At 41.0% G+C, this 14,700-nt stretch carries 13 protein-coding genes; 3 read left to right on the top strand and 10 right to left on the bottom strand.

The window, feature by feature from the left end; genetic code table 11:
- Positions 1 to 146 precede the first annotated feature (146 nt).
- The gene (gene namA / locus WFH04_RS06385; RefSeq protein WP_336823230.1) at positions 147 to 1,166 is read left to right on the top strand and encodes an NADPH dehydrogenase NamA; all 1,020 of its coding nucleotides are present in this window, start codon (positions 147 to 149) and stop codon (positions 1,164 to 1,166) included.
- A 45-nt stretch (positions 1,167 to 1,211) separates the two neighbouring features.
- Here the strand turns inward: namA and rnz are convergent, their stop codons facing one another.
- The 6 genes from rnz to mce all read right to left on the bottom strand — a co-directional run bounded on the left by rnz (position 1,212) and on the right by mce (position 7,195).
- A complete protein-coding gene (rnz, locus tag WFH04_RS06380; RefSeq protein WP_336823229.1) occupies positions 1,212 to 2,150 on the bottom strand; it encodes a ribonuclease Z in 939 nt (312 codons plus the stop codon).
- Between the two features lie 9 nt (positions 2,151 to 2,159).
- The gene (locus WFH04_RS06375) at positions 2,160 to 3,350 is read right to left on the bottom strand and encodes a DNA polymerase IV (protein WP_336823228.1); all 1,191 of its coding nucleotides are present in this window, start codon (positions 3,348 to 3,350) and stop codon (positions 2,160 to 2,162) included.
- Positions 3,351 to 3,533: 183 nt separating this feature from the next.
- Positions 3,534 to 4,010 carry a chemotaxis protein CheW gene (locus WFH04_RS06370; protein ID WP_336823227.1) on the bottom strand — a complete coding sequence of 159 codons (477 nt, stop codon included), beginning with the start codon at positions 4,008 to 4,010 and terminating at the stop codon, positions 3,534 to 3,536.
- 13 nt (positions 4,011 to 4,023) lie between these two features.
- A complete protein-coding gene (locus tag WFH04_RS06365; protein ID WP_408020173.1) occupies positions 4,024 to 5,154 on the bottom strand; it encodes a M20/M25/M40 family metallo-hydrolase in 1,131 nt (376 codons plus the stop codon).
- Positions 5,155 to 5,241: 87 nt separating this feature from the next.
- Complete coding sequence (locus WFH04_RS06360) at positions 5,242 to 6,789, bottom strand: acyl-CoA carboxylase subunit beta (protein ID WP_336823225.1); 1,548 nt, start codon at positions 6,787 to 6,789, stop codon at positions 5,242 to 5,244.
- Between the two features lies 1 nt (position 6,790).
- A complete protein-coding gene (gene mce, locus WFH04_RS06355) occupies positions 6,791 to 7,195 on the bottom strand; it encodes a methylmalonyl-CoA epimerase (RefSeq protein WP_336823224.1) in 405 nt (134 codons plus the stop codon).
- 114 nt (positions 7,196 to 7,309) lie between these two features.
- On the opposite strand from mce, the gene prli42 reads away from it, so the two are divergent.
- Positions 7,310 to 7,405 (top strand): stressosome-associated protein Prli42, encoded by a 96-nt coding sequence (gene prli42, locus WFH04_RS06350; protein ID WP_336823223.1) that lies wholly within the window; start codon positions 7,310 to 7,312, stop codon positions 7,403 to 7,405.
- A 74-nt stretch (positions 7,406 to 7,479) separates the two neighbouring features.
- On the opposite strand, the gene WFH04_RS06345 is transcribed toward prli42, so the two are convergent.
- Positions 7,480 to 7,920, bottom strand: a complete 441-nt coding sequence (locus WFH04_RS06345) for a BrxA/BrxB family bacilliredoxin (protein ID WP_336823222.1) — start codon at positions 7,918 to 7,920, stop codon at positions 7,480 to 7,482.
- Between the two features lie 219 nt (positions 7,921 to 8,139).
- Here WFH04_RS06345 and WFH04_RS06340 point away from each other — a divergent pair, with 219 nt between their 5' ends.
- Entirely contained in the window at positions 8,140 to 9,588 is a 1,449-nt protein-coding gene (locus WFH04_RS06340; protein WP_336823221.1) for a DUF6612 family protein, read from the top strand.
- A gap of 48 nt (positions 9,589 to 9,636) precedes the next feature.
- Here the strand turns inward: WFH04_RS06340 and meaB are convergent, their stop codons facing one another.
- Genes meaB through WFH04_RS06325 form a run of 3 tightly spaced genes read right to left on the bottom strand, consistent with a single transcriptional unit; the run spans position 9,637 to position 14,523 of the window.
- Complete coding sequence (gene meaB, locus WFH04_RS06335; protein ID WP_336823263.1) at positions 9,637 to 10,683, bottom strand: methylmalonyl Co-A mutase-associated GTPase MeaB; 1,047 nt, start codon at positions 10,681 to 10,683, stop codon at positions 9,637 to 9,639.
- Between the two features lie 32 nt (positions 10,684 to 10,715).
- Complete coding sequence (scpA, locus tag WFH04_RS06330; RefSeq protein ID WP_336823220.1) at positions 10,716 to 12,869, bottom strand: methylmalonyl-CoA mutase; 2,154 nt, start codon at positions 12,867 to 12,869, stop codon at positions 10,716 to 10,718.
- Positions 12,862 to 14,523: a methylmalonyl-CoA mutase family protein gene (locus WFH04_RS06325; RefSeq protein ID WP_336823219.1), complete on the bottom strand. Its 1,662-nt coding sequence runs from the start codon at positions 14,521 to 14,523 to the stop codon at positions 12,862 to 12,864. Before WFH04_RS06325 ends, scpA begins: the two co-directional genes overlap by 8 nt.
- Positions 14,524 to 14,700 lie beyond the last annotated feature (177 nt).

Genomic DNA, 14,700 nt, shown 5'->3' with positions numbered 1-14,700 from the left:
TATACTCGGGGAAACTAATAATTTGCTTACGCTTTAGCTCTCCCAACGAATCCATGACTAAATGGACTGTATTATCCGTATTTATGAGGCAGTAAGTAAAGTTGAGTAAAACAAATGCGATTAGCAACTGATTGGAGGATTTTTAAATGTCCATGTTATTTTCACCTTATACAATTCGAGATGTAAAATTAAAAAATAGAATTGTAATGGCGCCGATGTGCATGTATTCCAGCTATAATGAAGATGGAAAAGTTGAAGACTGGCATAAGGTGCATTATGCAACACGGGCTGTCGGTCAAGTAGGGTTAATTATTGTCGAAGCAACCGCAGTATTGCCTGAAGGTAGAATATCTTCCCAGGATCTCGGAATTTGGAGCGATGATCATGTGGAAGGTTTATCGGAAGTTGTCCGTTTAATGAAAAAGAACGATGCAAAAACCGCGATTCAGCTTGCCCATGCGGGACGGAAAGCAACGGTTGAAGGCAATATTTATGCACCAAGTGCCATTCCTTTTAATGACCAATATAAGACACCCGTTGAAATGACGTTGGATGATATTAAGAAAACGGTAGAAGCATTCAAAAATGCAGCTGTTCGTGCAAAGAATGCCGGGTTTGATATTTTGGAATTGCATGCGGCTCACGGTTATCTGATCAATGAATTCTTATCTCCTTTATCGAATAAAAGGACGGACGAGTACGGTGGACCGGCAGAAAATCGTTATAGAATTTTGCGTGAAATCATTGACGCAGTTAGGTCGGTTTGGAACGGTCCCCTTTTTGTCCGTATTTCAGCAGAAGATTACGCTGACGGTGGAATGACCCCATCTTTGTACGTTGAAATGGTAAGATGGATGAAGACGCAAGGCGTTGATCTTATAGATGTTAGCTCTGGTGCTGTAGTACCCGCAAAAATTGATGCATTTCCTGGCTACCAAGTGCCTTTTGCAGAATTGATTCGGCATGAAGCAGCTATTCCTACTGGCGCTGTCGGATTGATCACTACAGGAATTCAAGCTGAAGAAATATTGAAAAACGGTCGGGCTGACCTCGTTTTGCTTGCGCGGGAATTGCTGCGTCATCCATACTGGCCTTACGATGCTGCGAAAGAATTAGGAGTGAGCATCGATTCGCCGAAACAGTATGATCGAGGCTGGACATTTTAGTATGTCGAACCCAAAACTGCCGCTATTATTTTATAAGCGGCAGTTTTATTTTTTTATTAATTTGTCGTCTTTCCATTCAAAATGTGAGAAATCCTCTGCTATGTGGAGGTTTTGAAAAATCTCTCGTCCCGACTGTTCTAAGTGAGCGATATGATAAGGCAAGAAACGAGCGCTAATATGGTTAGCGATAAGCGAATGAGCGCCTGCTTTTTTTGCGACATTTGCAGCATCACCAATCGTCGAATGACCGTATTCTTTTGCCAAGTCTCCCGTTTTTAAATCGAAAGTGGCTTCATGGATGACGACATCCGCTTCCTTCGACAACTCAACAGCAGCCTCACAAAAACGGGTGTCGCCTAAAATGGCTACAGTAAATCCTGTTTGCGGCTCTCCAGTTACGTCCTTGCTATAAACCGTTTTTCCATTATCCAATACAATATCATGTCCGTCTTTTAATTTTTGTAAAAGCGGACCTTTTGGAACACCAGCTTCTATTGCTTTTTCAATTAACAGCTTACCTTTTAACGGTTTTTGTTCAATGCGAAAACCAAAACAAGAAATGACATGCTGCAACTCTTTCGTTTCTACTTTAAAATGCTCATCTTCAAAAAGGAAACCTTCCTTTAATTCAACGAAGTGCAAAGTATACGTTAAATGCGTTTTGGAAAGTTTCAATGAAGTAATGATCCATTCTTCGATTCCTTTCGGTCCATAAATTGTCAGCGGCTCGTCCCCACCTAAAAAGGATCGGGATCCTAAAAAACCCGGCAGACCGAAAATATGGTCACCGTGAAGATGAGTGATAAAAATTTTATTAATCTTTCGAGGCTTTATTGTTGTGTGCAATAGCTGATGCTGAGTTGCTTCCCCACAGTCGAAAAGCCAATAGCCTCCTTCCTCGGCCGATAAATTGAGTACTAATGAGGAGGTGTTCCTCTGTTTGGAAGGCATTCCTGCTCCTGTACCTAAAAAAACTATTTCCATGATTGATGCCTACCTTTCTTTCATGCCTCTAAAAATTGAATTCGGACCGAAGCGCTGTTCTAATTGCTTCACTATTTTCTCCATTTTTTCATCTGCAGCATACTTTTCAAATGTATCAATAGAAAGTTGCTCGTACAAATTTGCTGTTGAAATTAAATTTGAGACTGTAATGCCTAACAGTCTGACAGGCTCTCCATCCCAGTGCAATTTAAACAACTGTGCAGCTTCTTTATAAATATCTGTTTCCTTGTAGAGTGGATTTAAAACAGTCCTGCTTCTCGTCTGATTTCTCCAATCAGATGTTCTTATTTGAATCATGACGGAAGTGCCTGCTAATTGACGGCGGTTTAGCCTTTTCGCAACGCTTTTAGAAAGTTGTCGAAATACTTCCAGGCAACCATTTAACTCCGTCTCATCTATTGGCAATGTCGTAGAACTGCCAACGCTCTTTCTTTCATCGGCAGCATCTGGATCAACGGGTCTTGTATCAATGCCGTTAGCACGCTGTCTAAGGCGCAATCCATTTTTTCCAAGCGCAATCTTTATCTTTGCCTCATCTGCATTGGCGAGCTCTCCAATCGTGAAAATACCAATTTCATGAAGCCTTTTTTCCGTGCTTTGTCCAACCCCATGCATCTCGATAACAGGAAGAGGCCAAATTAGATCAGGGATTTGCCGCTTCCTCAATATTGTAATGCCTAACGGTTTTTTCATATCCGAAGCTGTTTTCGCTAAAAATTTATTGGGCGCTATACCGATGGAACAAGGCAAATCCAATTCGCGTAAAATGCGCTGTTGCATTTGTTCTGCAATTCCTACCGCATTCGTTAAACCGCCTATGTCCGTTATATCAATATACGCTTCATCTATCGATACAGGTTCAACGAGCTCAGTATATGTTCGTAAAATGGAAAATACCGCATCTGATGCAATTCGATATTTTTCGCGATCCGGCGGAACAATTACGATTTCTGGGCAAATGCGCTTCGCTTCGCCAACAGTCATTGTCGTGTATATGCCTAAAGCTCTTGCTTCATATGAACATGTGACAAGTATTCCGCGCCTTTCTTTTGGATTTCCTGCAACTGCCATCGGGATTCCTTTTAATGAAGGATTATAGGATTGTTCGACTGATGCGAAAAAACTGTTCATATCAAGATGCAAAATGACTTTGGCTGTTTTTTCTGTTTTATCTAACAATTCTACCTCTCCTCCCGATACGTTGAAAGACGGATGGTTCTCTACCATCCGTCACAGCTTGTATTAACGCTTGAATACTGCGTTATGGCATCTCATGAAACTGATCAGAAATCGATCCTCGGTAACTGAAAATTGCATGGTCCCCTATTTATCATGCAGAAGTCCTCAACGAAAAAAGATAAATTATTGCTCTACCATTTCTTGCTCTTTGACGTATTCGCTAATTGCATCCATCCCTGTTAATGTCTGTGAAAGAATTTCGGGGTTCACTACTGTAATCATCCGTTCTTCTAAATTGGCAATTGTAGTAAAATATGGAGTTTTTGAATACGCCATCAAGCCTGACGAAGTCAATTTGCTTTCAGGTATATCGATTATTTCCTTAGCATCCAATACTAATAAGCCGATATGAAGACTTTCAGTTTGAACGACAACTACTTTAGCATTTTCCTTTTCCCGAATGGTATTACTATATAGAATTTGCTGGAAATCAAGCACCGGCACTAGTTCTCCTCTTATTTTCATAAGACCTAACATATATTCGGGAAGATGCGGTATTGGATTAATTTTCTCCAGCTTTTCAATCGAAACGACTTTTTCTACTTCCAACGCATATTCCTCGGACCCACATTGAACAATTACCGCTTTTATATCACTCATGTCAAAACCTCCTTCATTTCTTTGCGACAACTTTGACAATCTCAATTAAAAGTTCGGTCAATTTAGTAAGCTCTTCTACAGGCATACGTTCATTTTTTGTATGAATTTCCTCATAACCGACGGAAAGGGTAACAGTTGGAATGCCTGCACCGTTAAAGACATTGCCGTCACTTCCACCACCGCTCGTCATCAACTCGGGCTCTCTGCCAACGTTGCGGATAGCGTGCATCGCGGTTTGCACGACTTCGGCCTCCTCGCCAAAACTGAATCCCGGATACATAAGCTTCACTTCTGTCTCCGCTTTACCGCCCATAGATTCCGCTGTAGTTGAAAATGTTTCAACCATATGGTTAATTTGCTTATCCAATTTATCACGGTTAATCGAACGAGCTTCAGATAAAATATGGACCTCATCGCATACGATATTTGTAGCTTGACCACCTTCAAAACGTCCTATGTTCGCTGTAGTTTCGCTGTCAATTCTGCCTAATGTCATTGCAGAAATGGATTTCGCCGCAATATTGATGGCGGAAACACCTTTTTCAGGAGCAACTCCGGCGTGTGCAGTCTTGCCGTGGATAGTCGTCCAAAGCTTTGCTTGATATGGTGCTGAAGTTACAATGCCTCCTACTTTTCCATCACTATCCACTGCATAGCCATATTTCGCTTGGATATGTGAAGCGTCCATCGCTTTCGCTCCGACTAATCCGCTTTCTTCCCCTGCAGTAATGATGAATTGAATATCCCCATGCTCAATGCCTTTTTCATTAATGACTTTCGCCATTTCAAATAGAGCAGCGATGCCTGCTTTATCATCCGCTCCTAAAATCGTCGTGCCATCCGAATAAATATAGCCATCTTCCCGAATTTCTGGTTGAATGCCTTTTCCAGGAACAACTGTATCCATATGGCATGTAAAGTATATCGGATCAGCATCCTTGATCGTTCCTTTTTTTGTTGCAATCAAGTTGCCTGCTCCATGGCCTGTTATCTCTTTTGTATCATCTTCGAAAACTGAAAAGCCTAACGCCTCCATCTTTTCCTTTAAAACATCTACAATTCCATCTTCATGTATTGTTTCAGAATCAATTTTCACTAGTTCAAAAAATTCTTCGAGCAATCGGTCTTCATTCAATTCAACCATTCCTTCCAAAATGAATTTCAATCTATCATTGCGGTTTACGATCTGTAATAAACCGACTTGTTTACAACTTACTCGATACATACGTAATTAAAGCGGAATATTTCCATGCTTTTTATGTGGCCGTGTTTCCTCTTTATTTCTCATCATTTCCAACGCTTGCAATAGTTTTATTCGTGTTTCTCGCGGATCAATTACATCATCTACCATACCGTGTGATGCTGCTACATAAGGATTTGAAAATTTCGTGCGATATTCTTCGATTTTTTCCGACCGCGTTTTCTCCGGATTGTCGCTTTGTGCGATTTCCCGGGAAAAGATAATGTTCGCAGCCCCTTCCGCACCCATTACTGCGATTTCAGCATTCGGCCATGCATAAACGATATCTGCACCGATCGCTTTTGAGTTAAGAGCAACGTATGCACCTCCGAAGGCCTTTCTCAATATAACCGTAATTTTAGGAACAGTCGCTTCTGAGTAAGCATAGAGGATTTTCGCACCGTGGCGGATAATGCCTCCATGTTCTTGCTTTACGCCAGGGAAAAAACCGGTTACGTCTTCGAAAGTGATTAACGGAATATTGAAAGCATCACAAGTACGGATGAAGCGTCCAATTTTATCGGATGAATCAATATCAAGTCCGCCAGCCATCACTTTAGGCTGGTTGCAAATTAAGCCGACCGATTCCCCGTTCATGCGTGCAAACCCAACGACTGCGTTTTTTGCGAATTCTGCTTGTACTTCCATAAATGAGTGTTCATCAACTACTTGCTCAATTACTTTTCGAACATCGTACGGGCGGATCGTTTCAAATGGTACGATGTCTGTTAGATCGGGACGGTAATCGTCTTCTCGATCAACTGCGAGGATCGGTGCCTTTTCTTTACTGTTTTGTGGTAAATAGGTCAGTAGCTGACGCACTTGCTCTAAAACGGTCTCTTCATCTTTTCCTCGAAAATGTGCATTGCCGCTTATACGATTATGTACTTTTGAACCACCTAAATCTTCAGATGAAATTTTCTCTCCAGTTACAGTTTCGATCACTTTTGGCCCCGTAATGAACATTTGGCTCGTCTCATCTGTCATGAAAACGAAATCAGTAATTGCTGGTGAATAAACCGCACCACCAGCACATGGTCCTAATATGACGGAAATTTGTGGAATGACGCCAGAGTAGATTGCATTTCTGTAAAAGATTTCTCCATATCCATCCAAAGAAACGACGCCTTCCTGGATGCGTGCGCCTCCTGAATCGTTCAAACCGATAAATGGCGCTCCATTTTTAGCTGCAAGATCCATGACATTCGCAATTTTCATTGCATGCATTTCACCTAATGCTCCGCCAAATACTGTGAAATCCTGCGAAAATAAGTAAACTGGACGCCCATCAATTTTTCCGTAGCCAGTGACTACACCATCGCCAGGTCCAATTTGCTTGTCCATGCCAAAGTCGCGCGTACGATGAACGACGAAAGGATTTAACTCTACGAACGAGCCTTCATCGACTAGTAAATCGATTCTTTCTCGGGCTGTTAACTTTCCTTTCTCATGCTGCCTACTAATGCGCTCATCTCCACCGCCTAATTCTATTTCTCTTTTTTTATCATATAACTCATTGATTTTGTCGTAAATATCCAAATTAAACATCCCCTTTGTCGCATAGTTCATAGAGCACTCCGAAAGATGATTTCGGATGGAGAAATGCCACTTCGGCTCCTCCAGCTCCCAGTTTTGGCTCTTCTTGCAAAAGTTGGACGCCATTCTTTTTCAGTTCTTCCATCCGATTGCGGATATTGGATACACCGAAAGCAACATGGTGAATTCCTTCTCCACGTTTTTCTATATATTTTGCAACTGCCCCTTCTGATCCAAGAGGTTCCAATAATTCAATTTTAATATTTCCCGCATCGATGAAAGCTACCTTTACATGTTGGCTCTTAACTTCTTCAATCCCCAATAATTTGAGCCCAAGTGTATTTATGTAATATGCGAGTGCAGAATCGATGTTCTTGACAGCGATGCCGATATGATCGATCTTTTTCATCTTTCTCCCCCCTTTCTCCTATTGTAACGGTTTCAATACAAATCCGCTACACCTTGAGAAATTCATTGTTTCTGTTAAAATAGATATATCTAGTAAGGTAAGGAGATCTGCCTGATGAGCAATAAAAAATTCCAAAAAGTCGTTGTTTATTTAATGGTTGCAGCAATGGTCGTATCCAGTATCATGATTGGCCTTAGCGTCTTGTTTTAAAAAGAAAAAACAGTCCCAGGTTGGACTGTTTTTTCTTTTTGAACAGGGAAGCAATCCCTATGTTGAGATCACTTTTATACTTCTTCACAAAACTCCTCAAATTTGCTTTGCAAGTTGACTACAACTGACATCGGATCATGTCCTTCAATTTCATAGCGGCCAACTTCAGCGACAAGCTTGCCATCTTTCAATAAAGCAAATGATGGGGATGAAGGCAAATGATCTTCTCCGAAATGCATCCGTGCTTGCGCAGTCGCTTCTTTATCCTGACCCGCAAAAACGGTCACTAAATGATCTGGTCTTTTATCGTAATGAATGGCATGAGCCGCTGCTGGCCGTGCAATTCCTCCTGCACAACCACAAACCGAATTAATCATGACCAATGTCGTTCCTGAACGTTTAAAAGCTTCATCTACAGCTTCAGGTGTTGTTAATTGTTCATATCCACTTGCTTCCATTTCTGAACGCGCTGTCTTCGTAATATCTTCCATATAAAAATTGAAATCCATCGTCATGCTATTGGCCCCTTTCCATTTATAATTCCATCATATCAGTTGCTACAGACAGTTGCAAAAGGTGCGTTTCCCAATCTAAACTTATAAGAAATTCTCCAAATACGAAAAAAATTTTATAAAATTTCCTTGAAAGATGAAACCTTTTCCAATTTCTTTCGTATGTTTGTATGCTCGCACTATTTGCGGGTAGATTCAAAAATTTTTTAGGGGGTTTTGCAGTTGAAAAAATTTGCAACATGGGCATTGGCATTCGTGTTCGCTCTGTCATTCGTATGGCCAAGCGGTACAACATTTGCCAAAACTGATTCTATGAAACTATTCATAGACGGCACGGAAGTGGAAGGCTATGAACAACCTTTCATGTCACACGGTGACGTGCTAATTCCGGTAGAAAATCTATTTAGTGAAGCTGGATTTTTAGTTTCAAAAGATGCAGCCGGTAAAGTTAGTGCAACGAACTCTTACGTAACAGTAGAATTCGATGCTGCAAATGGAGTTATTTCAGTAAACGGTGAAAAAGCGGATACTCCATTCCCACTAACTTTGAAAAACTACGGAAACTATGTATCTGGTGAATTCTTATCATCATTAGAAGAATTTGAAGTGACAGTTTCTGAAGATGAGCAATCTGTTAATGTAACAACAAACCGTGTTCAAGATGTTGAAGCATTCTTGGAAAAAACTGCCGCAGCTGATTTAAATAGTTTTTCGGCTAAAATGAAAATCGACCAAGAAATGTCCGGTTTTGAAGAAGGTCCAATAACGATGAAAATGGATATGGACATGAAAATGACGGATAAACCGATTGCATTGCACATGAAGCAAAGCCTTTCTATGAAAGCAGATGAGTTAGATGAAGCTATAAATTCAGAAACTTATCTAACAGAAGAAGGCTATTTCCAAAATGATGGTGACCAATGGGTAAAATATCCTTCAGAAATGACGGAAATGCTATTTGATGAATCTCTAATGCAAATCGATCCGACGGCACAAATGGAGCTTTTAAAAGCAACAATGAAAGGCATCCATGTTTTTGAATATGATGATGTGTACGTCATGACACAAACGATTTCAAACGATGAGTTCAGCGAAATTATGAAGGAAGCAATGTCATTGATTTCAGATATGCTGCCTGCTGACATGATTTCTGTTGAGACGACAGAAGGAACTTCTGAAGAAGCTACAGAAGAAGCTGCAGAAGTTGTGCTTGAAGATGAAAAAGTAGAAGCTGTTGAAGAAGATGAACAAGCTGAACAAGCTGTCGCGGATGAGTCAGAAGATGCATCAGAAGCGGTTGAAGAGAACACATCTGAAGAAGCAACTGAAGAGGATGTCACTGATGAGGCAACTGAAGAGGATGTCATCATTGAAGAAGAAATCGATTTAGAATCAATTCTTGATATGATTCAGTTCAATATCGAAAATTTCTTTATCGTCACTACGATCGATAAAGATACATTCTTCCCGATTTCCACTACAGGAAATACACAAATGACAATCACAGTCGACGGTGAAACGATAACTCTTAAACAAGTAATCGAAGGAACGTTCAGCGATTACAATCAAGTAAAAGAAATCAAAATTCCTGCAGAGGTCATTAATAGCGCTATAGACTTTGAAGAGTATTTGGAAGCTTTAGAAGCGGAATTCGAACAAGAAGCTGCTTAATAAAAATGCTGTTTCACACGTGCTTGCGCACTGTGAAACAGCGTTTTTTTATGAATTGAACAATTTTTCAACTGCATTTGCTACTGTTACATTGCCCTCATTCAATTGCTTTTCAAGAGTCTTGACTTGCTCTTTCTTTCTTTGATCAGCAAAGAAAGAATCAATTAATCGGTCGCGTATCATTGAATGGAACCAATCAGTCGTCTGTGACCGTCTCCTTTGCTCCCAAACTCCGCTTTCAGTCATTTTCCGTTGAAATGAAAGGATCGTTTCCCAAACAGTATCCAGCCCAGTACGTTCCAAAGAGGAAACCGGCATTACAGTCGATGTCCATCCAATCGTCGCCGGTTGCAAGAAATGAAGCAATTGTTTAAACTCTTTAACGGTCTTTTTCGCCAATTTCAAATTGTCTCCATCGGCTTTGTGGACGATAATAGCGTCTGCTAATTCCATAATTCCTTTTTTCATGCCTTGCAACTCATCCCCTGCTCCGGTCAGCACTAATAGTAAAAACATATCAACCATACCTCTGACGACTGTTTCGCTTTGCCCGACACCTACTGTTTCGATAAGCAAAATGTCAAAGCCTGCCGCCTCGCAGAGCAACATTGTTTCCCGAGTTTTTTTATGCACGCCGCCTAACGTACCTGAGGAAGGGGATGGTCGGATAAAAGCATTTGGATGCCTTGCTAATACTTCCATTCTTGTCTTATCCCCTAAAATGCTTCCTCCCGTAATCGTTGAACTTGGATCGATCGCCAATACCGCAACTTTATGGCCCGCCTCTGCCAATTTCAAACCAAACGCCTCTATGAAAGTACTTTTCCCAGCACCAGGAACACCCGTTATTCCAATGCGAATGCTATTTCCTGTTTTGGGAAGAAGTTTTTGAAGCAATTGCTGGCCCGCAGCTTTATCTGCATCCGACGTACTTTCCAGTAAAGTGATCGCTTTCGATAAGTGAAGGCGTGATCCATTCGAAATTTCTTCATATAAACGATCAATCTGATTGTCTTTCACCTTTTTCACAAATCGTTTACGACGGGAAAAGGTCATGCCATCGTGGATTGATTCAATGCCATCTTTAACACTCATTGCACTGTCGTTTTGAAAACGATCTTTTTTATTCACTCGATCACTTCCTCGTAACCTAATGACACATAAATATCCTCAATCACTTTTTGTGCAGCAACTGGAATAACCGTTCCAGGTCCGAAGATGGAAGAAGCACCGTTCGCACGCAAAAATTCATAATCCTGTGCGGGAATGACGCCGCCAACGACAATTAAAATATCTTCCCTTCCAATTTTCTTCAACTCATCTCGCAATGCTGGAACTAACGTTTTATGGCCAGCTGCTAAAGAGCTTACCCCAATGACATGTACGTCATTTTCCGCGGCTTGTAAAGCGGTTTCCTCAGGTGTTTGGAAAAGCGGTCCTATATCTACGTCGAAACCAAGATCCGCGAATGATGAAGCGATCACCTTCGCACCTCGGTCATGTCCGTCTTGACCCATTTTCGCAATCATAATACGTGGCCGGCGACCTTCATTTTCCTGAAACTCCTCAGCCATTTGTTTAACTACTTCGATCTCTTCTGCATTTGAGAAATTTGAGCTATAAACTCCGCTAACAGAACGAATGACTGCTTTATGTCTTCCTGATACTTTTTCAATGGCATCGGAAATTTCTCCGATTGTTGCCCTTGCCCTTGCAGCATCAATGGAAAGCGCAAGCAAATTACCATTCCCCGATTTGGCAGCTGTAGTAATTGCTTGTAATGTTTTTTCCACTTCTTTCTCATCGCGCTTTGATTTCATTTCATTTATGCGCTCAATCTGTTTTTGCCTAACAACAGTATTATCAATATCTAAAATGTCAATCGGTTCTTCTCGATCCAACCGATATTGATTGACACCGACAATTGTTTCTGATTTCGAATCAATTTTTGCTTGCCGTTTAGCGGCTGCTTCCTCAATTTTCATTTTCGGCAATCCGGTTTCGATTGCTTTGGCCATGCCTCCCAATTCTTCGACTTCTTCAATTAATGCCCACGCTTTTTCAGTCAATTGTGCAGTCAGCTTCTCAACATAGTAGGAGCCTCCCCAAGGGTCAATCGTTTTTGTCATCATCGTCTCTTCTTGCAAAAACAATTGTGTATTTCTTGCAATTTTTGCCGAGAAGTCTGTTGGAAGTGCAATTGCTTCGTCAAGCGCATTTGTGTGCAATGACTGTGTATGTCCCATCGCCGCAGCATTTGCCTCGATTAACGTGCGCGTTACATTGTTAAATGGATCTTGCTCTGTCAAGCTCCAGCCCGATGTTTGTGAATGCGTTCTAAGCGCTAACGACTTCGGGTTTTTCGGTTCGAATGCTTGCATCATTTGAGCCCAAATTTTGCGAGCTGCACGCATCTTCGCGATTTCCATGAAATAATTCATTCCGATCGCCCAAAAGAAAGATAGTCGAGGTGCAAATGAATCGATATCAATACCCGCTTTTAAACCGGTCCGTACATATTCAAGCCCATCTGCCAATGTATAAGCCAATTCGATATCTGCTGTAGCTCCGGCTTCTTGCATATGGTAGCCCGATATGGAAATTGAATTGAACTTCGGCATATTGTTTGATGTGTACTCAAAAATATCTGCAATAATCCGCATGGACATTTCAGGCGGAAAAATATACGTATTCCTTACCATATATTCTTTTAATATATCATTCTGTATCGTACCTGATAACTGTTCAGGTGATACTCCTTGTTCTTCTGCAGCTATAATATAAAACGCCATAATCGGAAGAACAGCACCGTTCATTGTCATCGAAACAGACATTTGATCAAGCGGAATGCCATCAAACAAAATTTTCATATCTTCAACCGAATCGATAGCAACGCCTGCTTTACCGACATCCCCAGTCACTCTCGGATGATCGGAATCATAACCACGATGTGTCGCTAAATCAAAAGCGACAGAGAGTCCTTTCTGCCCCATTGACAAGTTTCTGCGATAAAAGGCGTTACTTTCTTCTGCAGTAGAAAATCCAGCATATTGTCGTACGGTCCAAGGGCGCGTCACGTACATTGTCGGGTATGGTCCTCTTGTATATGGCTCAATCCCGGGCATATCATCGAGGTGAGAAAGCTGTTCTCGATCCTTTTCCGTATAAGCAGCTTTTAGTTCAATACCTTCATTTGTAAGAAAAGGTTGCACATTTTTCTCGGGCTGCTTAGTCGTCTTCAATTTATCAAAGTTGATTTTGCTGAAGTCCGGTTTATTCATGATCTGCTTCCCCTTTCCACTTATTCAAAATGCTTTCAATTTTATTGAGGATATTTTGACCTTTGTATATGAATCCGTTTAATCCTTTTGCCGTCCAGCTATTTGTTACATTGTTGTCAAATTTCCCTGCGACATCTACTATCATTTCTTCAGGCAGTCTATTTAAAAAATCATTTACAACGGTTTGGGCAATGTCATCTTTTGCACATATAATTGCATAATCGACCTGTTTTCCATGAATCCAATCAATTGCTTCAGCAGCGTTCACAAATGACGGACTCCATTCGCATTGTATGCCTCCCGTTGACAAGAACCCCGTAACGTAATCAGCACGAGGTTTATAATCTTTCAACGTGCCGAAATTTAACAAGACTGTTTTAGGCTGGTCGTATGCTGTCTGTTTGTGCAGCATTTCAAATGGTGATGCAATGCGTTCAAATGCTTTTATGCCGCTCCAATCTTCAGCAATTTCCGCAACCGAATCCGCATATACATTTATGCCAATCAAAGCTTTTTTCGCAGTTGCTGTTTCCGCCTTGCGTTTGTCCATCTGTTCAGCCAATCGACCGCTTGCAATGAAAGCATTTAAGCCGCCGTTCTGTTCAATGTCAATAAATAGCTCCCATGCTTTTTCAACTAACTCTTTCGTAAGCTGTTCGATAAAATAGGAACCGCCTGCCGGATCCGCAACTTTGCCGACATGCGTTTCTTCTTTCAATATTAGTTGAATATTGCGGCTATAGCGGATTGAACTGTTTGTCGGGCCAGTTAACACGTCATGAGGATGAACGGTAATTATATCCGCGCCGCCTAATACGGCTGCAAATGCTTCATTGCCTGCACGCAGTAAGTTGTTGTACGGATCGAGCTTGGAGAATGATCGCAATGAAGTTACTGCTGCAATTTGTACAGGAGGGTAGTTCTTTACTCCATATGCTTCCGCAAATGCATGGAAAAGAACACGGAACGCACGAAGCTTCGCAATTTCCATGAAGAAATGGGTATCAATTGCAAATCGGACATAAAAATTGGCCGCAAACATTTCAAATGACTCTGCATCATTTGATAGGTGTGCCGCTTTTGCCAAAGCAATTGAAAGTTCTGTCACCGCATCTGCCCCTTCATGGTGTATGTCCCATAGATCAGCGCCAGCCTTCCGAAGATTAGGAAATTTATCTGCGTAATTCCATTGTTCCGTTTGAATGAAACCATTTACACTTTTACGATTCATTTCAGGGATACGATTAAACACGTGCAGAATTGGATCGTCTTTTCTAATATTGATGAAATGAATTGGATATTTTGTAAATAGCTCGGATGCCTTTTCCAAAGATGTCTCATCCCACTCCATCTGTTTCCATCCATCATAAACGATTGCTTCGTTTCCTTTTTCAATGCTTTCTTGAACTTTAAACACCCATTCGGCGCCGTTCGACGCATATGTCCCCTGCGCTATCGTCCATCCCGCATTAGTTTTTTGCTCCCGAATAATTGAAGAGAAGTTTGCATTTCCTCCTTCTATATAAAGCGGCTGTATATCAATGTCTTCTATTGTTGTGGTAATTAATGTATCAAACGGCTTTCCTTTAAGAGATTGAACAGCCAACTCTTTCCATTGTTCATAATCTGATTTTTCAAACGTAATTTGTTTCATTTTACCCACTCCCATTTGCCATGCCCCTTTCAGAAAATGTAAAATTACTACGATATGATCGAAATGAAACGTATTTATGTAAAAATGCAATTGTTTATATAATTAGTGTATCGAAACATGCATTTGATTGAAAGTGAAAATAAGTATGACTAATGAATAAAAGAGCTTGTGCTTCGT

The organism is Sporosarcina sp. USHLN248 (assembly GCF_037144575.1).
Lineage (GTDB): Bacteria > Bacillota > Bacilli > Bacillales_A > Planococcaceae > Sporosarcina > Sporosarcina contaminans.
The sequence above is the reverse complement of the archived record's forward strand: the minus strand, read 5'-3'. Positions and strand labels throughout refer to the sequence as shown.

Coding starts and splice junctions, on each gene's coding strand:
- namA (WP_336823230.1), top strand. CDS start 147: ATGTCCATGTTATTTTCACCTTATACAATTCGAGATGTAAAATTAAAA.
- WFH04_RS06365 (WP_408020173.1), bottom strand. CDS start 5,154: ATGGTTGAATTGAATGAAGACCGATTGCTCGAAGAATTTTTTGAACTA.
- WFH04_RS06370 (WP_336823227.1), bottom strand. CDS start 4,010: ATGAGTGATATAAAAGCGGTAATTGTTCAATGTGGGTCCGAGGAATAT.
- meaB (WP_336823263.1), bottom strand. CDS start 10,683: ATGAGTGTTAAAGATGGCATTGAATCAATCCACGATGGCATGACCTTT.
- prli42 (WP_336823223.1), top strand. CDS start 7,310: ATGAGCAATAAAAAATTCCAAAAAGTCGTTGTTTATTTAATGGTTGCA.
- WFH04_RS06325 (WP_336823219.1), bottom strand. CDS start 14,523: ATGAAACAAATTACGTTTGAAAAATCAGATTATGAACAATGGAAAGAG.
- mce (WP_336823224.1), bottom strand. CDS start 7,195: ATGAAAAAGATCGATCATATCGGCATCGCTGTCAAGAACATCGATTCT.
- rnz (WP_336823229.1), bottom strand. CDS start 2,150: ATGGAAATAGTTTTTTTAGGTACAGGAGCAGGAATGCCTTCCAAACAG.
- WFH04_RS06345 (WP_336823222.1), bottom strand. CDS start 7,920: ATGACGATGGATTTCAATTTTTATATGGAAGATATTACGAAGACAGCG.
- scpA (WP_336823220.1), bottom strand. CDS start 12,869: ATGAATAAACCGGACTTCAGCAAAATCAACTTTGATAAATTGAAGACG.